At 61.7% G+C, this 22,917-nt stretch carries 17 protein-coding genes; 6 read left to right on the plus strand and 11 right to left on the minus strand.

All coding sequences use genetic code 11. The annotated features are described in order from the left end of the window. Positions 1 to 597: 597 nt before the first annotated feature. On the minus strand, positions 598 to 909 hold the full coding sequence (locus HU749_RS23930) for a YqfO family protein (protein WP_046064858.1): 312 nt from the start codon (positions 907 to 909) through the stop codon (positions 598 to 600). A gap of 4 nt (positions 910 to 913) precedes the next feature. Beyond that, positions 914 to 4,810: a phosphoribosylformylglycinamidine synthase gene (purL, locus tag HU749_RS23935; protein WP_079303833.1), complete on the minus strand. Its 3,897-nt coding sequence runs from the start codon at positions 4,808 to 4,810 to the stop codon at positions 914 to 916. A 287-nt stretch (positions 4,811 to 5,097) separates the two neighbouring features. Between purL and mltF the strand changes: the two genes are divergently transcribed. After that, a complete protein-coding gene (gene mltF / locus HU749_RS23940) occupies positions 5,098 to 6,558 on the plus strand; it encodes a membrane-bound lytic murein transglycosylase MltF (RefSeq protein ID WP_082098038.1) in 1,461 nt (486 codons plus the stop codon). A gap of 168 nt (positions 6,559 to 6,726) precedes the next feature. Here the strand turns inward: mltF and pdxJ are convergent, their stop codons facing one another. From pdxJ to lptF, 8 genes are all read right to left on the minus strand, one after another. Further along, complete coding sequence (gene pdxJ, locus HU749_RS23945; protein ID WP_046064861.1) at positions 6,727 to 7,470, minus strand: pyridoxine 5'-phosphate synthase; 744 nt, start codon at positions 7,468 to 7,470, stop codon at positions 6,727 to 6,729. 49 nt (positions 7,471 to 7,519) lie between these two features. Next, entirely contained in the window at positions 7,520 to 8,209 is a 690-nt protein-coding gene (recO, locus tag HU749_RS23950; RefSeq protein ID WP_018603364.1) for a DNA repair protein RecO, read from the minus strand. A 171-nt stretch (positions 8,210 to 8,380) separates the two neighbouring features. Then, positions 8,381 to 9,283 carry a GTPase Era gene (gene era, locus HU749_RS23955; RefSeq protein WP_079303829.1) on the minus strand — a complete coding sequence of 301 codons (903 nt, stop codon included), beginning with the start codon at positions 9,281 to 9,283 and terminating at the stop codon, positions 8,381 to 8,383. Then, positions 9,276 to 9,965 (minus strand): ribonuclease III, encoded by a 690-nt coding sequence (rnc, locus tag HU749_RS23960; RefSeq protein WP_003205268.1) that lies wholly within the window; start codon positions 9,963 to 9,965, stop codon positions 9,276 to 9,278. Before rnc ends, era begins: the two co-directional genes overlap by 8 nt. Positions 9,966 to 10,148: 183 nt before the next feature. After that, positions 10,149 to 11,003, minus strand: coding sequence for a signal peptidase I (lepB, locus tag HU749_RS23965; protein WP_079303824.1), 855 nt, complete (start codon positions 11,001 to 11,003; stop codon positions 10,149 to 10,151). Between the two features lie 5 nt (positions 11,004 to 11,008). Then, a complete protein-coding gene (gene lepA / locus HU749_RS23970) occupies positions 11,009 to 12,808 on the minus strand; it encodes a translation elongation factor 4 (RefSeq protein WP_003205274.1) in 1,800 nt (599 codons plus the stop codon). A 195-nt stretch (positions 12,809 to 13,003) separates the two neighbouring features. Further along, the gene (gene lptG / locus HU749_RS23975) at positions 13,004 to 14,065 is read right to left on the minus strand and encodes an LPS export ABC transporter permease LptG (RefSeq protein WP_079303822.1); all 1,062 of its coding nucleotides are present in this window, start codon (positions 14,063 to 14,065) and stop codon (positions 13,004 to 13,006) included. Next, on the minus strand, positions 14,058 to 15,179 hold the full coding sequence (gene lptF, locus HU749_RS23980) for an LPS export ABC transporter permease LptF (protein ID WP_079303820.1): 1,122 nt from the start codon (positions 15,177 to 15,179) through the stop codon (positions 14,058 to 14,060). Before lptF ends, lptG begins: the two co-directional genes overlap by 8 nt. A 313-nt stretch (positions 15,180 to 15,492) precedes the next feature. Here lptF and HU749_RS23985 point away from each other — a divergent pair, with 313 nt between their 5' ends. The 5 genes from HU749_RS23985 to rlmF all read left to right on the plus strand — a co-directional run bounded on the left by HU749_RS23985 (position 15,493) and on the right by rlmF (position 22,198). Further along, entirely contained in the window at positions 15,493 to 16,983 is a 1,491-nt protein-coding gene (locus HU749_RS23985) for a leucyl aminopeptidase (protein WP_079303818.1), read from the plus strand. A 60-nt stretch (positions 16,984 to 17,043) separates the two neighbouring features. Continuing rightward, positions 17,044 to 17,472 carry a DNA polymerase III subunit chi gene (locus tag HU749_RS23990; RefSeq protein ID WP_014340012.1) on the plus strand — a complete coding sequence of 143 codons (429 nt, stop codon included), beginning with the start codon at positions 17,044 to 17,046 and terminating at the stop codon, positions 17,470 to 17,472. Positions 17,473 to 17,480: 8 nt separating this feature from the next. Then, complete coding sequence (locus HU749_RS23995; protein WP_018606209.1) at positions 17,481 to 17,846, plus strand: hypothetical protein; 366 nt, start codon at positions 17,481 to 17,483, stop codon at positions 17,844 to 17,846. Between the two features lie 223 nt (positions 17,847 to 18,069). Continuing rightward, positions 18,070 to 20,916: a valine--tRNA ligase gene (locus HU749_RS24000; RefSeq protein WP_079303815.1), complete on the plus strand. Its 2,847-nt coding sequence runs from the start codon at positions 18,070 to 18,072 to the stop codon at positions 20,914 to 20,916. A 256-nt stretch (positions 20,917 to 21,172) separates the two neighbouring features. Then, complete coding sequence (gene rlmF, locus HU749_RS24005; protein ID WP_186651985.1) at positions 21,173 to 22,198, plus strand: 23S rRNA (adenine(1618)-N(6))-methyltransferase RlmF; 1,026 nt, start codon at positions 21,173 to 21,175, stop codon at positions 22,196 to 22,198. Between the two features lie 80 nt (positions 22,199 to 22,278). Here rlmF and HU749_RS24010 read toward each other — a convergent pair whose 3' ends face one another. Further along, complete coding sequence (locus tag HU749_RS24010) at positions 22,279 to 22,560, minus strand: HU family DNA-binding protein (protein ID WP_003205289.1); 282 nt, start codon at positions 22,558 to 22,560, stop codon at positions 22,279 to 22,281. Positions 22,561 to 22,917 lie beyond the last annotated feature (357 nt).

Here is a 22,917-nt window from a genome sequence, read left to right on the forward strand (position 1 = left end):
ATCCATGTGACTGAACCACCGCCATCGCGCGCAAGCTCGCTCCCACATTAGATCTTCAGCAGACACGATATTCGTGTGCACCCGGAGTTCCTTTGTGGGAGCGAGCCTGCTCGCGATGAGGCCTGCAGCCCAACATCCATGTGACTGAACCACCGCCATCGCGAGCAAGCTTTGCTCCCACATATCTGATGGGTGTACGACCAGAAGAGCCAGGTCGGCTCTAAGGCCGCCTCGCGGTGGACGTTGATCTCGGGCGCCCCGTTAACCACGATGGCCGAACGCAGGCATTGCGCAGTGGGCAACCCGGCATGGATGCCGGGTTAGCCGCGCTGGGCCATGGATGGCCCTTCGCGGCGGGCCCACGGAGCAATGCCGGAGTGAGGGCACACCGAGCCTAAGCGAGGTGCCGAGTGGTGGGGCATGAGCGCTTTGGTTACTTTCGCGCTTTTCGAAAGTGACCCGCCGTCAGGGCGGAACCCTAAGCAGCCGTTACCACAACAACGGATATACACACAAAACCCACACCCAATAAAAAACCCGCTGATCCAATCAGCGGGTTTTTCATTTAGCGATTCAAGCGATTCAAGCGCAGGAAGATCAAAAATCCTCCAACCGCCACACCTCATACGCCGGCGTCTCATAGGGATGGCTGAGCTTCAAAGCCACCACCACCGCACGAATCAACTCATCAGCAACGACAAGCTCCACCTTCCACTCCTCGACCTGTTCAACCTGCCCCGCCTCGCCAATGAACGGCTGGCTGCCGTCCAAAGGGCGAAACTGGCCCAGGCCCAACACTTGCCAGGCGCAGTGCTCATAGTCGCCGATTCGCCCGCCACCGGCAGCGAATACGGCGCTTTTGACCACGTCCAGATGGCTGGCCGGGACGAAGAAGCAGAGCTTGTACACCGCCTTAGTTCACCCAGACGCGCGCGTTGCGGAACATGCGCATCCAAGGTGCGTCCTCGTTCCAGTCGTCCGAACGCCACGAGTTCTGCACCGCGCGGAACATACGCTCCGGGTGCGGCATCATGATCGTGACGCGGCCGTCGCGGCTGGTCAGGCCGGTGATCCCGCGCGGCGAGCCGTTCGGGTTGGCCGGGTAGGTTTCGGTGACCTTGCCGTGGTTGTCGACAAAACGCAGCGACACGCAACCGGACAGGTCAGCTTCGAGCAGCGCTTCTTCGCTTTCGAATTCCGCGTAGCCTTCGCCGTGGGCGATGGCGATCGGCATGCGCGAACCGGCCATGCCCTGCAGGAAGATCGAGTTCGACTCCTGCACCTGGACCATCGCCACGCGCGCTTCGAACTGCTCGGAACGGTTACGCACGAAGTGCGGCCAGAACTCGCTGCCCGGGATCAGCTCGTGCAGGTTGGACATCATCTGGCAACCGTTGCACACGCCGAGGGTGAAGCTGTCGGTGCGCTCGAAGAAGCCCTGGAACGCGTCGCGGGCGCGGCTGTTGAACAGCGCCGACTTGGCCCAGCCTTCACCGGCACCCAACACGTCACCGTAGGAGAAACCGCCGCAAGCGACCATGCCCTTGAAGTCGTTCAGGTCGACACGACCAGCGAGGATGTCGCTCATGTGCACGTCGATCGCGTTGAAACCGGCGCGGTCGAATGCCGCCGCCATTTCCACCTGACCGTTGACGCCCTGCTCGCGCAGGACCGCCACTTGTGGGCGAATACCCTTCTTGATGTAAGGCGCGGCCACGTCGTGGTTGACGTCGTAGCTGAGCTTGGCGCTCAAGCCCGGGTTGTCTTCTTCCAGCAGGGCGTCGAATTCCTGTTCGGCGCAGTCGGCGTTGTCGCGCAGGCGCTGGATCTGGTAGCTGGTTTCCGCCCACTGACGCTGCAACAGGCTGCGCTGGCCTTCGAAGACGGTGTCGCCGTTGAAGGTGATGTTGATGTGGGCGTTGTTGATCGGCTGGCCGATCACCGAGACGCAGTCGGCCAGGCCGGCTGCGCTGAACTGGGCGAGGATGTCCGGGGTGGCGTCCTGGCGAACCTGGATCACCGCGCCCAACTCTTCGTTGAACAGGATGGCCGGGATTTCGGCCTTGGACTCGGCAACGCTGTCGAGGGTCAGGCTCAGGCCGCAATGGCCGGCAAAGGCCATTTCCACCACAGTGGTCAGCAAACCACCGTCGGAACGGTCGTGGTAGGCCAGCAGGTGACCGTCGGCGTTGAGACCCTGGATCACAGCAAAAAACGCTTTCAGGTCTTCGGCATCGTCGACGTCCGGCGCTTGCGAGCCGAGCTTGCCATGCACCTGGGCCAGGATCGAGGCGCCCATGCGGTTCTGGCCACGGCCCAGGTCGATCAGGATCAGGTCGGTGGTGCCCTTGTCCATGCGCAGTTGCGGGGTCAGGGTCTGGCGGATGTCGGTGACCGGGGCGAAACCAGTCACGATCAGCGACAGCGGCGAGGTCACGCTCTTGTCCACGCCTTCATCGTTCCAGCGCGTGGCCATGGACATCGAGTCCTTGCCCACCGGAATGGTGATGCCCAGCTCAGGGCACAGCTCCATGCCGACAGCCTTGACGGTGTCGTACAGGCGCGCATCTTCACCTGGGTGTCCGGCGGCGGACATCCAGTTGGCCGACAGCTTGATGTCGGAAATCTTGCCGATACGCGAAGCCGCGATGTTGGTCAGGGTCTCGCCGATCGCCATGCGGCCCGACGCCGGAGCGTCCAGCAGTGCCAGCGGCGTGCGCTCGCCCATCGCCATGGCTTCACCGGTGTAGACGTCGAAGCTGGTAGCGGTCACGGCCACGTCAGCCACCGGTACCTGCCACGGACCGACCATCTGGTCACGGGCCACAAGGCCGGTGATGGTGCGGTCGCCGATGGTGATCAGGAAACTTTTGCTCGCCACGGCCGGGTGATGCAGCACGCGCTCGATGGACTCGGCGATATCGAGTGTCGACGGATCGAAATCGTCGCCCAGCTCTGCTTCGCGAACGGCCGAACGGTGCATGCGCGGGGCCTTGCCCAGCAGCACTTCCAGCGGCATGTCCACCGGGCTGTTGCCGAAATGGCTGTCGGTCACGGTCAGTTGCGGCTCGGCGGTAGCCTCGCCCACCACGGCGAACGGGCAGCGCTCGCGCTCGCAAATGGCCTGGAAACGTTCGAAGTCGGCCGGACCGACCGCCAGGACGTAACGCTCCTGGGATTCGTTGCTCCAGACTTCGTGCGGGGCCATGCCCGGCTCGTCGTTCGGAATGTTGCGCAGTTCGAAGCGGCCACCACGGCCACCGTCATTGACCAGCTCCGGGAAGGCGTTGGACAGGCCGCCCGCGCCGACGTCGTGAATGAAGCTGATGGGGTTGTGTTCACCCAACTGCCAGCAACGGTCGATGACTTCCTGGCAACGGCGTTCCATTTCCGGGTTTTCCCGCTGGACCGAAGCGAAGTCCAGGTCCGCCGAGCTGGTGCCGGTGGCCATGGAGGAAGCGGCACCGCCACCCAGGCCGATGAGCATGGCCGGGCCACCGAGGACGATCAGCTTGGAGCCGACCAGGATCTCGCCTTTCTGTACGTGTTCGGCGCGGATGTTGCCCATGCCGCCAGCGAGCATGATCGGCTTGTGGTAGCCACGGACTTCTTCACCACGCGGGGTGGTGATGGACTGTTCGAAGGTACGGAAGTAGCCGGTCAGGGCCGGACGGCCGAATTCGTTGTTGAACGCCGCGCCCCCCAGGGGACCTTCGATCATGATGTCCAGGGCAGTGACGATGCGCTCAGGCTTGCCATACGGCTTTTCCCACGGCTGTTCAAAGCCAGGGATCTGCAGGTTCGACACGGTGAAGCCGGTCAGGCCGGCCTTGGGCTTGGCGCCGCGCCCGGTGGCGCCTTCGTCACGGATCTCGCCACCGGAACCGGTGGACGCGCCCGGGAACGGGGCAATCGCGGTCGGGTGGTTGTGGGTCTCGACCTTCATGAGAATGTGCACCGGCTCCTGGACCGCACCGTACTGGCGGGTCTCAGGGTTCGGGTAGAAACGACCGGCAACGTTGCCGACGATGACCGCCGCGTTGTCCTTATAGGCCGACAGCACACCTTCGTTGTGCATCTGGTAGGTGTTCTTGATCATGCCGAACAGGCTTTTTTCCTGGTCCTGGCCGTCAATGTCCCAACTGGCGTTGAAGATCTTGTGGCGGCAGTGCTCGGAGTTGGCCTGGGCGAACATCATCAGTTCGATGTCGTGGGGGTTGCGCTTCAAGCCCTGGAAGGCGTTGACCAGGTAATCGATCTCGTCTTCGGCCAGGGCCAGGCCCAGCTCGACGTTGGCTTTTTCCAGCGCGGCACGGCCGCCGCCCAGTACATCGATGGCGGTCAGTGGCTTGGGTTCGGCGTGGCTGAAGAGGCCGGCGGCCTGCTCCAGGTTGCCCAGGACGACCTGGGTCATGCGGTCATGCAGGCCTTCGGCGATCAGTTGGGCCTCGGCCTCGCTGAACTCACCGGCGACATAAAAGGCAATACCGCGCTCCAGGCGCTGGATTTTCGCCAGGCCGCAGTTGCGGGCGATGTCGCTGGCCTTGCTCGACCACGGCGAAATGGTGCCGAAACGCGGCAGTACCAGGAACAGGCGACCGGCCGGCTCCTGGACAGGAACACTGGGACCGTACTTCAGAAGGCGCGCGAGCACCTGCTGTTCGTCGCCGGTCAAACCGCCGGTGACTTCGGCGAAGTGAGCGAATTCAGCATACAAGCCACTGACAGCCGGAACCTTCTGGCTCAGTTGCTCAAGGAGTTTGCTGTGGCGAAAGGCAGAAAGGGCAGGAGCGCCGCGCAGGATCAACATCTTCGGGACAGCCTCGGGAAGGGGTGTGCTTTGAGGCCGTGCATTCTAGCCTAAACCGTCGGCAACGGCACCCGAAACGGCACGCGCGATGCTGGCCGAATGTCGGTCTTTGCGCACATGGCGGTATTGGACACCCGCACCAAGGTTTTCGCAGAGTTATTTTTCAGCGACGCAAAGCCCTGCGCGCCCCGGCCGGCTGGTGCTGCGGACATGTTTTGCAATGGCTAGCAGACTGGCCTTTTGCTGTCGAGATATGGCGGTAGGGGCCGTTTGCGTATACTGCGCAGATGTTTTCCCCAACGGCTTTGCGTCCGCGATATGCCAGATGGCTGATCGCAACCGGACTCTTCCTGGTGCTCGGTGGTTGTGTTGAGAAACCCAACACACTGGAGCGCGTAAAGGAGGATGGCGTGCTGCGGGTGGTTACCCGAAACAGCCCTGCCACCTACTTCCAGGATCGCAATGGTGAAACCGGCTTCGAATACGAGCTGGTGAAGCGCTTCGCCGACGATTTGGGCGTGGAGCTGAAGATCGAGACCGCCGACAACCTCGACGATCTGTTCAATCAGATCGGCAAGCCCAACGGTCCGGTACTCGCGGCGGCTGGCCTTGTCAGCAGCGAGCAGCGCAAGAAGCAGGTGCGGTTTTCCCGCTCCTACCTGGAAGTCACCCCGCAAATCATCTACCGCAACGGCCAATCACGCCCCACCGACGCGGCGGCCCTGGCGGGCAAGAAGATCATGGTGCTCAAGGGCAGCACCCACGCTGAACAACTGGCCCAACTGAAACAGCAGTATCCAGGCATCGAATACGAAGAGTCCGACGCAGTCGAGGTTGTCGACCTGCTGCGCATGGTGGATGAGGGGCAGATCGACCTGACGCTGGTGGATTCCAACGAAGTGGCGATGAACCAGGTGTACTTCCCCAACGTGCGCGTAGCGTTCGACCTGGGCGATGCCCGCAGCCAGAGTTGGGCGGTTGCCCCTGGCGAGGACAACAGCCTGCTCAACGAGATCAACAGCTACCTGGACAAGGTGCAGAAGAACGGCACCCTGCAGCGCCTCAAAGACCGTTATTACGGGCACGTTGACGTCCTTGGCTACATGGGCGCCACCACGTTCGCCCAACACTTGCAGCAACGACTGCCCAAATACGAACAACATTTCAAGGCCTACGCCAAGAAAGAGAAAGTCGACTGGCGCCTGCTGGCCGCGATCGGCTACCAGGAATCGCTGTGGCAACCGACGGTCACCTCCAAGACCGGCGTGCGCGGCCTGATGATGCTGACCCAGAACACCGCCCAGGCCATGGGCGTATCCAACCGCCTGGATCCGAAGCAAAGCATCATGGGCGGCGCCAAGTACCTGGCCTACATGAAGGAGCAGTTGGACGAAAGCATCGAGGAGCCCGACCGCACCTGGTTCGCCCTCGCCGCCTATAACGTGGGCAGCGGTCACCTGGACGACGCCCGCAAACTGGCGGCCAAGGAAGGGCTGAACCCGAACAAGTGGCTGGATGTGAAGAAGATCCTGCCGCGCCTGTCCCAGAAACAGTGGTACAGCAAGACTCGCTACGGCTACGCCCGGGGCGGCGAGCCAGTGCATTTCGTGGCGAACATCCGTCGCTACTACGACATCCTGACCTGGGTCACGCAGCCGCAGCTCGAAGGCAACCAGGTGGCCGAGGGCAACCTGCATGTGCCGGGTGTCGACAAGAGCAAGCCGAGCCAGGAATCCCCGCAGCTATAACAGCTGTACACAACTTCTGATGCTGTGATGAACCCGTGGCGAGGGAGCTTGCTCCCGCTCGGTTGCGTAGCGACCGCAAAATCTTGGGGCCGCTTCGCAGCCCAGCGGGAGCAAGCTCCCTCGCCACAATGGATCAGGCAAGCCTTAATTAAGCTGTATGGGATGGGGTCAGGATCTGGCGGCAGCCAGGATCAGCGCTTTCATTTCCGACACAGCCGACTTGAACCCGACGAACAACGCATGGGCCACCAGCGCGTGGCCGATGTTCAGCTCGTTGATGCCCTTGATGGCCGCGACGGCTTCGACGTTGTGATAGTGCAGGCCATGGCCGGCGTTGACGATCAGGCCCTGGGCCAGGCCGAAGGCGACGCCATCAGCTACTCGCTGCAGCTCATCGGCCACATCCGTGGGCGTCTCGGCATCGGCGTAACGGCCGGTGTGCAGCTCGATGGCCGGCGCGCCAACACGCTTGGACGCCTCGATCTGCCGTTCGTCGGCATCAATGAACAACGACACCTCGGCGCCGATCTTCGACAGGCGTTCCACCGCCAGGCTGATCCGCGCCTCCTGCCCCGCTACGTCGAGGCCGCCTTCGGTGGTCAGCTCCTGACGCGTCTCCGGCACCAGGCAGATGTGCGCCGGGCGAATGAGCTCGGCGAACGCCATCATTTCTTCGGTCACGCCCATTTCGAAGTTCATGCGGGTTTGCAGCACATCCTTGAGCAGCAGCACGTCACGCTCCTGGATATGGCGACGGTCTTCACGCAGGTGCACGGTGATGCCGTCGGCGCCCGCCTCTTCCGCGTCCAGTGCGGCCTTGACCGGGTCCGGGTAACGGGTACCGCGGGCCTGGCGCAGGGTGGCGACATGGTCGATGTTCACGCCGAGAAGAATGCGATTGCTGGTGCTCACGAAAAGGCTCCTGAATGGACGAATAGTCGGCCCACAGCATACGGGTTGATCAGGGCTTGCGAAACAGCTCGCGACTGACCAGTGGCCGCCCGCCCAGATGCACGGCCAGCGCCTGGCGCATCAGCCGCTTGGCCGCCGACAAGGCGCCCGGCGCACTCCAGTCGGCCTCGGCCATGGCCAGCAGCTCGGCCCCGTTGAACAGCCCCGGTTGCAACAGGTAGACCTGCTCCAGGCCGGCATCCACCTGCAAGCGGTACAAGCCATCGGCGGCGATGGGCTCGCCGTGCAGGTCGGTGTTCAGGGCGAAGCCATAGCCCAGGTCATCCAGCAGCCGCCATTCGAAGGAGCGCAGCAGCGGCTCCAACGGCCGGCCTTCGGCCAGGGCCAGCAGGGTGGCGGCGTAGTGGTCGAAGACCGCCGGGTGGGGGTCTTCGGCGGGCAGCAGGCGGATCAGCAGTTCATTGAGGTACAAGCCGCTGAACAGCGCCTCGCCGTTGAGCCAGGCGGCGACGCCATTGCTTTCCATGCGCCCGACATTTTTCAACTCGCCCCGGCCACGGAACTCGACTTCCAGCGGCACGAACGGCCGCGCCAACGTCCCGGCCTTGCCCCGCGCCCCACGCAATACCGCCCGCAACCGCCCTTGCGGCGTGAGGAAGTCCACCAGGGCGCTGCTTTCGCGGTAGGCACGGCTGTGGAGGACGTAGGCGGGTTGGCCGGTGGGTTGGGTTGGGGGCATGGGAATCAGAATTCTCAATGGACGAGCAGAGTTTTTAAACAGCCCCAAACCAATGTGGGAGCGAGCTTGCTCGCGATAGCGGTCTGTCAGTCAACATCCATGTTGAACAGCAGGCCCTCATCGCGAGCAAGCTCGCTCCCACAATGGTTCTCGGTACATCCAGTCAGCTGATCAGAGGTCGCCGTAACCCAACGAACGCAACGCTCGTTCGTCGTCGGACCAGCCGCCCTTCACCTTGACCCACAGGTTGAGCATGATCTTGGAGTCGAACAGCAGCTCCATGTCCTTGCGCGCCTCGGTGCCGATGCGCTTGATGCGCTCGCCCTTGTCGCCAATGATGATTTTCTTCTGGCCGTCACGTTCGACGAGGATCAGCGCATGGATATGCAGGGTCTTGCCCTGTTGCTTGAACTCTTCGATCTCGACCGTGATCTGGTACGGCAGCTCGGCACCCATCTGGCGCATGATCTTCTCGCGCACCAGCTCGGCGGCGAGGAAACGGCTGCTGCGGTCGGTAATCTGGTCTTCGGGGAAGAAATGATCGTTTTCCGGCAGGTGTTCGGCAATCACCCGCTCCAACGCGTCGAGGTTATGGCCGTGCTGGGCAGAGATCGGGATGATCTGGGCGTTCGGCAACTGTTCCTGCAACCAGGCCAGGTGCGGCATCAGTTCAGCCTTGTCTTCGATGCGATCAGTCTTGTTCAGCGCCACGATCAAGGGACCGGTCACGTACTGGACGCGCTCGAGGACCATCTGGTCTTCTTCGGTCCACTTGGTGCGGTCAACCACGAAGATCACCACGTCGACGTCTTTCAACGCCGCCGAGGCGGTCTTGTTCATGTAGCGGTTCAGGGCCTTTTCGCCCCCCTTGTGCATCCCCGGGGTGTCGACGTAGATCGCCTGCACGGCGCCTTCGGTCTTGATGCCCAGCATGTTGTGGCGGGTGGTCTGGGGCTTGCGCGAGGTGATCGCCAGCTTCTGGCCCAGGATGTGGTTCAGCAACGTGGATTTGCCTACGTTCGGCCGACCGACAATGGCGACGTAGCCGCAGCGGGTGACGGTTGTATCAGTCATTGCCATTCTCCACACCCAGGGCAATCAGTGCTGCGGCGGCCGCTACCTGTTCGGCAATACGACGACTCACACCCTGACCCCGGCTTTTTTCATTCAATAGGACAACTTCGCATTCGACGAAGAAGGTTCGGCAATGCGGCTCACCCTGGATATCCACGACTTCGTAGCGCGGTAACTCGCAACTGCGCGATTGCAGGAATTCCTGCAAACGGGTCTTGGGGTCCTTGTTGGTGTCCACCAGCGTCAGGCTGTCGATCTCGGAGGTCAGCCAGGCCAGCACGCGTTCGCGCGCCATTTCCATGCCCGCATCCAGGTAGATCGCGCCAATCAACGCTTCCAGGGCATCGGCCAGGATCGACTCGCGACGGAAACCGCCGCTTTTCAACTCACCGGAGCCCAGGCGCAGATAGTCGCCCAGGTCGAAACCACGGGCCAATACGGCCAGGGTCTCACCTTTTACCAATCGTGCGCGCAAACGCGACAACTGGCCTTCGCGGGCCAGCGGGAAACGCTCGAACAGCGCCTCGCCGGCCACGAAGTTGAGGATGGCATCACCGAGGAATTCCAGGCGTTCGTTGTTGCGCCCGGCAAAACTGCGGTGAGTGAGGGCCAGGAGCATCAGGTCCTGGTCCTTGAAGGTGTAACCGAGCTGACGCTCGAGACGGCTTAGAGAAACGCTCACGGTTTACCCACGCTGAGTTCGTGGCTGGATTCCACCGCCACGGCGGCAAGGCGCCGTTGGCTTGGGACAATTAACGCTGTGTTCAAAAATACGTCCTGACTATCGTTGGCTTCATGCCTTCGGGCAACCTTGCGCAGGCTCCAGAAAAGCATTCGGCGCTGTGTTCAACAGCGCCGTGTGTGATTACTTGATCAGGCCAACCCGCGAGAAATTCGGCAGGTGACTGAGTTTGGGTTCCGGCCAGCTCATCCAGACCGCAAAGGCCTTGCCGACGATGTTCCGGTCCGGGACCATGCCCAGCAGGTTCTTGGGAATGTTCGGATCATCCCAGTAACGGCTGTCGTTGGAGTTGTCGCGATTGTCGCCCATCATGAAATAGTGCCCTGCCGGCACGGTCCATGAACGGTCCGGCGTTGCGCGGTAGCGACTCATTTCCTTGCGGATCAGGTGTTCGGCCTCGCCGAGTTTTTCCCGGTAGAGCTCGGCACTGCCCAGCGTACCCGGCTCGGAGCCAAGCAACTGTTCGGCCACCGATTCGCCATTGACGAACAGGCGCTTGTCGGCGGTGTAGCGGACCGTGTCGCCCGGCAGGCCGACAACACGCTTGATGTAGTTGACGTTCGGGTCGCTCGGGAAGCGGAACACCATGACATCGCCGCGTTGCGGATCACCGACTTCGATGACTTTCTTGTCGATCACTGGCAGGCGAATCCCGTAGGAGAACTTGTTCACCAGGATGAAATCACCCACGTCCAGGGTCGGCTTCATCGAGCCGGACGGGATCTGGAACGGCTCCACCAGGAACGAGCGCAACACCAGCACGATGAACAGCACCGGAAAGAACGATTTTCCGTATTCGACCAGCAGCGGTTCCTTGTTGAGCTTTTCGACCACCACACCATCAGGCTGGCTGACGCTGCCCTGATAAGAGGCGATGGCCGCCCGGCGCCGAGGCGCCAGGAACAACAGATCAAGCAACGCCAACAGGCCGCAGACAAACACGGCGATAACCAGCAACAGCGGGAAATTTAGCGACATAGGACCTAACTATCCAACCTGAGCACCGCAAGGAAGGCTTCCTGTGGAATTTCCACGTTACCGACCTGCTTCATGCGTTTTTTACCGGCCTTCTGCTTTTCCAACAGCTTGCGCTTACGGCTGACGTCGCCACCGTAGCATTTGGCCAATACGTTCTTTCTGAGCGCCTTGACGGTTGTACGCGCCACAATCTGCCCGCCAATGGCGGCCTGGATTGCCACATCGAACATCTGCCGCGGAATCAGTTCCTTCATCTTCTCGGTCAATGCACGACCTTTGTAGTGCGCGTTGTCACGGTGCACGATCAATGCCAGGGCATCGACTTTCTCACCGTTGATCAGCACATCCAGCTTCACCAGATTAGCCGATTGGTAACGATCGAAATGATAGTCCAGCGAAGCATAGCCGCGACTGGTGGATTTGAGGCGGTCGAAGAAGTCCAGCACCACTTCGTTCATCGGCAGGTCGTAGGTCACCTGGACCTGCGTGCCGAGGAACAGCATGTCGTGCTGCACGCCACGCTTCTCGATGCACAGGGTAATGACGTTACCCAGGTGCTCCTGAGGCACAAGGATGTTGGCCCGCACGATCGGCTCGCGCATGTCCTCGATGGCCGACAGGTCCGGCAGCTTGGACGGGTTGTCGACGTAGATGGTTTCGCCGTTCTTGAGCAGCAGCTCGAAAATAACCGTCGGTGCCGTGGTGATCAGGTCCAGGTCGTACTCGCGCTCCAGGCGCTCCTGGATGATTTCCATGTGCAACATACCCAGGAACCCGCAACGGAAGCCGAAGCCCAGGGCGTCGGAGCTTTCCGGGGTGTATTGCAGGGACGAGTCGTTCAGGGTCAGCTTTTGCAGGGCTTCGCGGAAATCCTCGAAGTCGTCGGAGCTGACCGGGAACAGGCCGGCATAGACCTGCGGCTGGATGCGTTTGAAACCTGGCAGCACATCGACGTCGGGGGTGGAGCTCAAGGTCAGGGTGTCGCCGACCGGCGCCCCGTGGATGTCCTTGATGCCGGCGATGATGAAGCCCACTTCACCGGCCTTCAGGTCTACGGTGGCAGTGTGTTTGGGGTTGAATACACCGACGCTGTCCACCAGGTGGATCTTGCCGGTGGACTTGACCAGGATCTTGTCGCCCTTCTTCACGCGGCCATGGCGCACGCGAACCAGGGAGACCACGCCCAGGTAGTTGTCGAACCAGGAGTCGATGATCAACGCCTGCAGCGGATCTTCGATGTTGCCGGTCGGCGCGGGAATGGTATGCACCAGGCGCTCGAGCACTTCGTCCACGCCCAGGCCGGTCTTGGCGCTGCAGGTGACCGCGTCGGTGGCATCGATGCCGATGATTTTCTCGATTTCTTCCTTCACGCGGTCCGGATCGGCCTGGGGCAGGTCGATCTTGTTCAGTACCGGCATGACTTCCAGGCCCTGCTCGATGGCCGTGTAGCAGTTGGCAACCGACTGGGCTTCGACGCCCTGGCCAGCATCAACCACCAGCAATGCGCCCTCACAGGCCGCCAACGACCGGCTGACTTCATAGGTGAAGTCGACGTGGCCCGGGGTATCGATGAAGTTCAGCTGATAGGTGATGCCGTCGCGGGCCTTGTAGTAAAGGGTAACGCTGTGGGCCTTGATGGTGATCCCGCGTTCACGCTCCAGGTCCATGGAGTCCAGGACCTGGGCTTCCATTTCGCGCTCGGCCAGGCCGCCGCACATCTGGATGAAGCGATCGGCCAGCGTCGACTTGCCATGGTCAATGTGGGCGATGATGGAGAAATTGCGGATATGACTCAAATCACTCACGGATCAACACTCAAAAAGGCTGCAGGCATAGCCCGCCGAAAAATAGCCGGGAATTGTACCTGATACACCGCGCAAGTGGGAGCAAAGCTTGCTCGCGAAACAGCCACCCCGATCTATGAAAGACCACAGGGCCTTCATCGCGGGCAAGCCTTGCTCCCACAGCTTGCTCCCACAGCCCTCTCGCTACACGAGCAATCAACCGGCCCGACGCAACAGCCAGAACCCGGCCAACGTGCAGACACCGGCCGGCACCAGCACCGCAAACAGCGGCGAGAAGCCGAACACCAGGCTCGACGGCCCCAGCAGGTCCTGGGCGATACGGAAAGTGAAGCCCACCAGCACGCCGGTAAACACCCGCTGGCCGAGGGTCACCGAACGCAGCGGGCCAAAGATGAAGGAGATCGCCATCAGTACCAGAGCGGCAGTGACCAACGGTTGCAACACCTTGACCCAAAAAGCCAGCCAGTAGCGGCCGTTATTCAAGCCCTGGTCCGCCAGGTAGTGGATATAACCCCACAAGCCGGTAATCGACAGGGATTCAGGTGCCATCACCACGGTACTGAGCAATTGCGGGCTGATCGACACATCCCAACGTTCCTGTGGGGCGGCGACCACCTCGGTGCGCTTGTCATGGAACAAGGTGGTGGTGACATCATTCAGTTGCCAGTGATCCTCGGCGAACTTGGCGCGCTTGGCGAAGCTCGACGACAGCATGTGCCGCTGCTCGTCGAAGCGATAGCGGGTCACGCCATACAGAATGCCGTTGGGCTGGACCGAGTTGATGTGGATGAACTCGTCGCCCTGGCGGTGCCACAGGCCGTGCTTGGCGCTTTGCGCATCGCCGCCACCCTGGGCCAGGGAACGGTTGGCCTGGGCAGTATTCTCGGTGGCCGGGGCGATGTACTCGCCGATCAACACACCCACCAGCATCAACACCAACATCGGCTTCATCACCGCCCAGACGATCCGACCAATGGACACGCCAGCGGCGCGCATGATGGTCAGTTCACTGTTGCTGGCCAGGCTGCCCAAGCCGATCAGGCAGCCGATCAGCGCGGCCATCGGCAGCATGTCATACAAGCGCCGTGGCGCCGTCAGCAGCACGTAGCTCGCCACGTCCAGCAAGGTATAGGTGTCGCTGACGTCGCCCATTTCATCGATGAAGGCGAACAGGGTCGCCAGGCCAAGAATGATCCCCAGCACCGCAAGGATCGCCATGAACACACTGCTGCCGATGTAGCGATCGAGCTTAACCACGGGCCACCTCCAGCGCGCTGCGGCGACTGGCCAGCTTCAGGCGTAGCGGCTCCCAGTAGAGCAACCCCAGGCCGATGGCCAGGAAGATCGAGTGCACCCACCACAAGCCCAGGGCTGGCGGGATCTTGCCTTTCTCCAACGCACCGCGGGCGGAAATCAGGATGGTCAGGTAAGCCATATAGAGAAGAATCGCCGGCAGCAGTTTGAGGAAACGCCCCTGGCGCGGATTGACCCGCGCCAGCGGGACCGCCATGAGGGTCACGATGAACACCAGCAGCGGCAAGGACAGGCGCCATTGCAGCTCGGTACGGGCACGGATGTCTTTGTTACCCAGCAGGCTGGCGGTGGACATCGCGTCGCGGTCGGTGACTTCGTCGCTGACCTCGGGCTTGGGCAACAGCACGCCATAGGTGTCGTACTTGATGGCCCGGTAATCGGCCTGCCCCGGTTTGCCGTCATAGCGATAGCCGTTTTCCAGGATCAGGTAGCGGTTGCCGTCGGGGCTGATTTCCTGCCGGCCCTTCTCGGCCATCAGCACGGAAATGCCACGGTCTTTCTTGGTATCCGAAGACAGGTTCTTTTGTGTAATGAAGACACCGCCCAGGTCGATCCGGTCCTCCGAGAGCTGTTCGGTGTAGGTCACGCGCGTACCGTCGCGCAGGGCCTGGAAACGCCCTGGCACCAGGGTGTCGAACTCGGTCATGGCGTCCTGCTGGTTGATCAGCAGTTGAAACTGGTTGGCGCCCTGGGGGGCCAGGCTCAGGCTCAGCCAGGCCACCACCAACGCCACCACCGTGGCCGGGAACAGCGTCATGCGCAACAGGCGCTGCTGGCTCATCCCGGTGGCCGACAGCACGGTCATTTCGCTGTCCAGGTACAAGCGCCCGTAAGCCAGCAGGATGCCGAGGAACAACCCCAGCGGCAGGATCAATTGCAAGAAGCCCGGCAGGCGGAACCCCATGATCAGGAACAGCGAGCCCGGGTCCAGGGCACCGGAGGCTGCCTGGGCAAGGTATTTGATGAAGCGCCCGCTCATGATGATGACCAGCAGCACGGCGCTGACCGCGCTCAGGGTCAGCAGGACTTCGCGGGATAAATAACGGAAGACGATCAAACCAGACACTCCAGGATTGTCAGGCTAAGGCGGCCAAACAAGAAACGTATCGAGCCAGCTCATGCAGCGAGCCGCCAAAAAAAGAGCCGCATTATCCTGTGATTGGAGGCGCCTGTCACTGCGCACGCTTTAAGCAGACGCTTCACAGTCAAAAAGTTAACGGCTCCCAGGGTTGTCAGGCTCGGCCGCCGGGGTTCAAACTGCGGCCCTTGTCGCCGGCAAGTCCCGGCGCTTCTCTTATATAGAAGACAGCTGCTCAGCGCGCCACTGTCTCGGCGCCTGGCCTCTTGACCATTGACTCAGGGATCCGGACATGGAACTGGTTGTAAAAAGCGTCAGCCCAGAAACGTTGAAAACCGCCACACTGGTAGTCGCCGTCGGTGAAAACCGCAAGCTCGGCGTGGTCGCCACCCAGCTCGACACCCTGAGCGGTGGCGCCATCAGCGCCGTGCTCAAGCGCGGCGATCTGGCCGGCAAGGTCGGCCAGAGCCTGTTGCTGCACAACCTGCCCAACCTCAAGGCCGAGCGCGTATTGCTGGTGGGCGTGGGCAAGGACGCTGAACTGGGCGACCGTCCGTTCCGTAAAATCATTGCCGGCGTGCTGGGCACCCTCAAGGGCCTTGGCGGCGCTGATGCCACCCTGGCGCTGGACGATCTGGTGGTCAAGGGCCGCGACAGCTACGGCAAGAACCGCCTGCTGGCCGAAACCCTGGTGGACGGCGAATACCAGTTCGACCAGTTCAAGAGCCAGAAAGCCGAACCCCGCGCCCTGAAAAAAATCACCCTGCTGACCATCAAGGCCGCCCAGGCTGAAGTCCAGCGCGCCGTGACCCACGCCACAGCGATTGCCAACGGCATGGCGTTCACCCGCGACCTGGGCAACCTGCCGCCGAACATCTGCCACCCGACGTTCCTCGGCGAACAGGCCAAGGCACTGGGCAAGGAATTCAAGGGCCTGAAGGTCGAAGTTTTCGACGAGAAGAAGATCAAGGACCTGGGCATGGGTTCGTTCTACTCCGTCGGCCAGGGCAGCGCCCAGCCACCACGCCTGATCGTGATGCAATACAACGGCGGCAAGAAATCCGAGAAGCCGTACGCACTGGTCGGCAAAGGCATCACCTTCGACACCGGCGGCATCAGCCTCAAGCCCGGTGCCGGCATGGATGAGATGAAGTACGACATGGGCGGCGCCGCGAGCGTGTTCGGCACCCTGCGCGCCGTGCTCGAACTGCAACTGCCGATCAACCTGGTGTGCATCCTGGCCTGCGCCGAGAACATGCCCAGCGGCACGGCCTCGCGCCCGGGTGACATCGTCACCACCATGAGCGGCCAGACCGTGGAAATCCTCAACACCGACGCCGAAGGCCGCCTGGTGCTGTGTGACGCCCTCACCTACTCCGAGCGCTTCAAGCCGCAAGCGGTGATCGACATCGCGACCCTGACCGGCGCCTGCATCGTCGCCCTCGGCTCCCACACCTCGGGCCTGCTGGGCAACAACGATGAGCTGATCGGCCAACTGCTCAGCGCCGGCCAACAGGCCGACGACCGCGCCTGGCAGTTGCCACTGTTCGACGAGTACCAGGAGCAACTGGACAGCCCGTTCGCCGACATCGCCAACATCGGCGGCCCGAAAGCAGGGACCATCACCGCGGCCTGCTTCCTGTCGCGCTTTACCAAGAACCTGAACTGGGCGCACCTGGACATCGCCGGCACGGCGTGGACCAGCGGCGGCAAGGACAAGGGCGCCACCGGTCGTCCGGTGCCCCTGCTGACCCAGTACCTGCTGGACCGCGCCAAGGCCTGACACCAATGACCGTCGCTGGCGTCGCCCTCGGGCGGCGTCATCGGCGGCTCAGGAACCGCAATGACCAAAGTCGATTTCTATATCCTGCCCAGCGCCGATCCGTCGGCGCGGCTGGATTTCGCCTGCAAGCTCGTTGAAAAGGCCTGGCGCATGGGGCACCGCATCTACCTGCATTGCAGCGATGCCGCCCAGCGCGAGGACCTGGACGCACGCCTGTGGGCTTTCAAGGGCGAGAGCTTCGTGCCCCACGGTCCAGCCGAAAACGAACCCGAGGGGTTGATCGTGCTGGGGCTAGGGGATGACTGCGGCCAGCACCAGGACTTGCTGGTCAACCTCGACCTGAAAGTACCGGCCTTTGCCCAGCGCTTCGCCCGTGTGGCGGAAGTGGTGGTCGAAGACCCGGCCATCCGACAAGCCGCGCGGGAGAGTTTCCGTTTCTACCGCGAACAGGGCTATCCTCTGCAAGACCACCGTTTACAGCGACTCTGAGCCCTACGATGGACACTCCAAAACCGCCACAAAAGCCCGCGCACCTGCTGGATGACCTCGAGTCGATCCGCCAACTGCTCGGCGACGACAACCTGCAACCGCCGCTGCTGACCGACACGGTCGTGCACGAGCCGGTGCATGACGAACAGATCCCCCTGCTGTTCGACCCGATCAACGGCCAGCCCGAACCCAAGCCGGCTGCCAAGACCGAAACCAAGGGCCCCGACGCCCTGCTGCACCTGGACCGCGAATTGCGCGCTGCCGCGCAGTTGATCATGCAAGACGTCATCGACGACTTCGCCCCGCACATCGAGACCGAGATCAAGCGTCGGCTGGATGCACGGATGGAGCGGTTGCTGAGCCAGTACGAATAGCGTCCCCTCCCTCATTGTGAACATCCTGTGGGAGCGAGCCTGCTCGCGATAGCGGTCTGTCAATCAACATGGATGTTGAATGTGATGGCCTCATCGCGAGCAGGCTCGCTCCCACAGGGTTCAACTGTACCCGCATTCAGCTTGCTGCATGTGGCTTGCACCAGCCCCGCCCGCTATACTTCCCGGCTTTTCCTGAATAAATGCCAATAGGGTCCCGCCGCGCATGGATAAGACCTACCAGCCGCACGCCATTGAAACTTCCTGGTACAACACCTGGGAGTCCGAGAATTATTTCGCTCCGCAAGGCGCGGGCGATTCCTACACCATCATGATCCCGCCGCCGAACGTCACCGGCAGCCTGCACATGGGCCACGGCTTCAACAACGCGATCATGGACGCGCTGATCCGTTTCCGGCGCATGCAAGGTCGCAACACCTTGTGGCAGCCGGGCACCGACCACGCCGGTATCGCCACGCAGATGCTGGTGGAGCGCCGCCTCGAAGCCCAGGGCCAGAGTCGCCATGACCTGGGTCGCGAAAAATTCCTCGAGAAAGTCTGGGAATGGAAAGACGAGTCCGGTGGCAACATCAGCCGCCAGATCCGTCGCCTCGGCTCGTCCGTGGACTGGAGCCGCGAGCGCTTCACCATGGACGACGGTCTCTCGGAAGCGGTGAAGGAAGCCTTCGTGCGCCTGCATGAAGACGGGCTGATCTATCGCGGCAAGCGCCTGGTCAACTGGGACACCAAGTTGCACACGGCCATTTCCGACCTCGAAGTGGAGAACCACGACGAGAAAGGTTTCCTGTGGAACCTGAAGTACCCACTGGCCGACGGCGCCAAGACCGCCGAAGGCAAGGATTACCTGATTGTCGCCACCACGCGTCCGGAAACCATGCTGGGCGACTCCGCCGTGGCGGTGAACCCGAACGATGAACGCTACCAGGCGCTGATCGGCAAGTTCGTCGAACTGCCCCTGGTTGGCCGTCGCATCCCGATCATCGGCGACGACTACTGCGACCCTGAATTCGGCACCGGCTGCGTGAAAATCACCCCGGCCCACGATTTCAACGACTACGAAGTCGGCAAGCGCCACAACCTGCCGCTGCTGAACATCTTCGACAAGAACGCCAACATATTGCCGGCGGCCCAGGCATTCAACCTCGACGGCACGCTGAACGAAAGCGTCGACGGCCAGATCCCGGCCGAATACGCCGGCCTGGACCGCTTCGAAGCACGCAAGCAGATCGTCGCGGCGTTCGATGCCGCCGGCCTGCTGGTCAGCGTCGACGATCACGCCCTGAAAGTCCCGAAAGGCGACCGCTCCGGCACCATCATCGAGCCATGGCTGACCGACCAGTGGTACGTATCTACCAAGCCGTTGGCCGAACCTGCGATTGCCGCCGTTGAAGACGGTCGCATCCAGTTCGTACCCAAGCAATACGAAAACATGTACTTCTCGTGGATGCGCGACATCCAGGATTGGTGCATCAGCCGCCAGCTGTGGTGGGGCCATCGCATCCCGGCCTGGTACGACGAATCGGGCAAGGTCTATGTCGGCCGCGATGAAGCCGAAGTCCGCGCCAAGCACAATCTCGGCCCGGACGTGGCGCTGCAACAGGACAACGACGTCCTCGACACCTGGTTCAGTTCCGGCCTGTGGACCTTCTCCACCCTGGGCTGGCCGCAGCAGACCGAATTCCTGAAGAAATTCCACTCCACCGACGTCCTGGTCACGGGCTTCGACATCATTTTCTTCTGGGTCGCCCGGATGATCATGTTGACCATGCACCTGGTGAAGAACGAGGACGGCACGCCGCAAGTGCCGTTCAAGACCGTCTATGTCCACGGCCTGGTGCGCGACGGCCAGGGCCAGAAGATGTCCAAGTCCAAGGGCAACGTCCTCGACCCGCTGGACATCATCGACGGCATCGACCTGGAAACCCTGGTGCAGAAACGCACCTCCGGCCTGATGCAGCCGAAACTGGCGAAGAAAATCGAGAAAGCCACCCGCGAAGAATTCGCCGAGGGCATCGCCAGCTACGGCACCGACGCCCTGCGTTTCACCTTCTGCTCGCTGGCGTCCACCGGTCGCGACATCAAGTTCGACATGGGCCGCGTCGAAGGCTATCGCAATTTCTGCAACAAGATCTGGAACGCCGCGCGCTACGTGCTGGATAAAGGCGAAGACTGCGGCCAGAACGGCGAAGCCTTTGAACTGACCCTGGCCGATCGCTGGATCATTTCGCAGTTGCAGCGCACCGAAGCCGAAGTGACCCGCCAACTGGACCAGTTCCGTTTCGACCTGGCCGCACAAGCCCTGTACGAATTCATCTGGAACCAGTATTGCGACTGGTACCTGGAGCTGTCCAAGCCTGTGCTGTGGGACGAAAACGCACCGGTCGAACGCCAGCGCGGCACCCGTCGCACCCTGGTGCGCGTACTGGAAGTGGCCCTGCGCCTGGCGCATCCGTTCATGCCGTTCATCACCGAGGAAATCTGGCAGCGCATCGCACCGCTGGCAGGCGCCCAAGGCAAGACGATCATGCTGCAACCGTGGCCGGTGGCCAACGAAAGCCGCATCGATCCGGCGGCCGAAGACGACATCGAGTGGCTCAAGACCTTCATGCTGGGCCTGCGTAACATCCGCGCCGAAATGAACATCGGCCCGGGCAAGCCACTGGCCCTGTTCCTGAAGAACGCCAGCGCCGAAGACCTGCGTCGCCTCAACGAAAACGAGGCACTGCTCAAGAAACTGGCGAAGCTTGAATCGGTGACGGTCCTGGCAGCCGGCGAAGAAGCGCCACTGTCAGCCACCGCCCTGGTCGGCGAGATGGAAGTGCTGGTGCCAATGGCGGGCCTGATCGACAAGGCCGCCGAACTGGCGCGCCTGGACAAGGAAATCCTGCGTCTCAAAGGCGAAGTACAGCGGGTCGGCGGCAAGCTGTCCAACGCCGGCTTCGTTGACAAGGCGCCGGCCGAAGTCATCGAGAAGGAACGGGCCAAACTGGCCGAGGCGGAACAGGCCTTGGGCAAGCTGGCCGAGCAGCATGCGCGGATTGCCAGCCTGTAACGGCGGTTCGCAATGAAAAGGGAGGTCCTATTGGACCTCCTTTTTCATGCCTGTCACTTTCTCCCAGACAATAAACATCCCTTGTGGGAGCGGGCTTGCTCGCGAAAGCGGTGGGTCAGCTTGCCTCTGCTTTGAATGTACCGACACCTTCGCGAGCAAGCCCGCTCCCACAATTTGGTCCGCGCTACCATCAAGACCGGGCCGGATGTGGGACAATGCCCGCCTCTTTTTGAACCCTCCCCGAATCGACCCGCCCATGACCGCCCCCCGCACACCCAAACCAGCCCGCCAGAAGCCCAAGTCCACCCCGGAGGCCAAAGCCGTGGCGCCGCGCGAGAAGGCCAGCCTGCATCCGCGCAACCGCCACCAGGGCCGCTACGACTTCCCGGCGTTGATCAAGAGCACGCCGGAACTGGCCAAGTTCGTGATCATCAACCCCTACGGCAAGGAAAGCATCGACTTTGCCAGCCCCGAAGCCGTGCGGGTTTTCAACCGGGCGCTGCTCAAAGCTTTCTATGGCATCGCCCACTGGGATATCCCGGCCGACTACCTGTGCCCGCCGGTGCCAGGTCGGGCGGACTATGTGCACTTCCTCGCCGATTTGCTCGCCAGCCACAACGAAGGTGAAATCCCCCGCGGGGCGGCAGTCAAGGTGCTGGACATCGGCACCGGCGCCAATTGCGTCTATCCGTTGATCGGCCACAGCGACTACCGCTGGCACTTCCTCGGTTCGGAGATCGACCCAACGGCCATCGCCTCGGCCAAGGCCATCGTCCAGTCCAATGGCTTGAACAAAGCCATCCAGTTGCGCCAGCAAGCCAACCGCAAGCAGATTCTCCTGGGCTTGCTGGAAGACACCGAACGGTTCGACCTGACGATGTGCAACCCGCCATTCCATGCGTCCCTGGAAGAAGCCACCAAAGGCAGCCAGCGCAAGTGGCGGGCACTGGGCAAGGCCGATCCAAAGCGCAAGCTGCCGGTGCTGAATTTTGGCGGTCAGGCCGCCGAGCTGTGGTGCGAGGGTGGGGAAGCCCGGTTCGTGACGCAACTGATCGGCGAAAGCGCGCAGTTGGCCGGGCAAGTGCTGTGGTTCAGCACACTGGTGTCGAAGGCGTCGAACCTGCCGGCGATTCAAACCGCGCTGAAAAAGGCCGGTGCGCTGCACAGCCAGGTGGTGGAGATGTCCCAGGGCCAGAAGCAGAGTCGTTTCGTGGCCTGGACCTTCCAGACCGAGGCCCAGCAGCAGGCGTGGCGTCAGTCGCATTGGGTTCGCAAGGATTAGAAAGACACCTACGGGTGATTTTCAAGGCAATAAAAAACCGTGCCCGGATCGCTCCGAGGCACGGTTTTTTTACTGCGGTCTTACTTGTTGACCGCGTCGGTCAGGCCTTTGGCCACAACCAGCTTGATCACTTTCTTGGCAGCGATTTCGATGGCAGCGCCAGTCGAAGGGTTGCGGCCGGTACGGGCAGGACGCTCGGTGACTTTCAGCTTGCCAACGCCTGGCAGAGTGATTTCGCCGCCATTTTCCAGCTGATCGGCAACCACTTGGCCCAGTTGGTCCAGCAGCGAACGCACGGTAGCTTTTGGTGCGTCTACAGATTCAGCCAAATCAGCGATCAGTTGGTCTTTAGTAAGAGCCATGTAGTGTTCCTTCCCTATCAAATTCATATGGATTGCAGAGTGCAGTGTCAGCCATCGAGCCCGATCTCTCTTGATCAGGCACCCTCGGCAATCACCGCGACGGATCGGGGTAATAGATGCCGAAAACCGGGTTTGGTTCGACCTGACAGATGCTGAATGCACGCTTAACGCAGTGACTTCGCGTAAGACCGGGCAAAACTAGCACAACGCCTCTGAAATATCCGCCTCTAGCTACCCATTTGGTCAGCTTTCTTGCGCTAAAACGTTAAAAAAATGCATATAGGGTGTCGGACGGGTCTGAAAGGGCCTTTGCCGGGTTCCAAAACCAGTGATTGCGGTACACTGGGCCCTTTTTCG

Origin of the sequence: Pseudomonas ogarae (assembly GCF_014268695.2) — a bacterium.
Taxonomy (GTDB): domain Bacteria; phylum Pseudomonadota; class Gammaproteobacteria; order Pseudomonadales; family Pseudomonadaceae; genus Aquipseudomonas; species Aquipseudomonas kilonensis.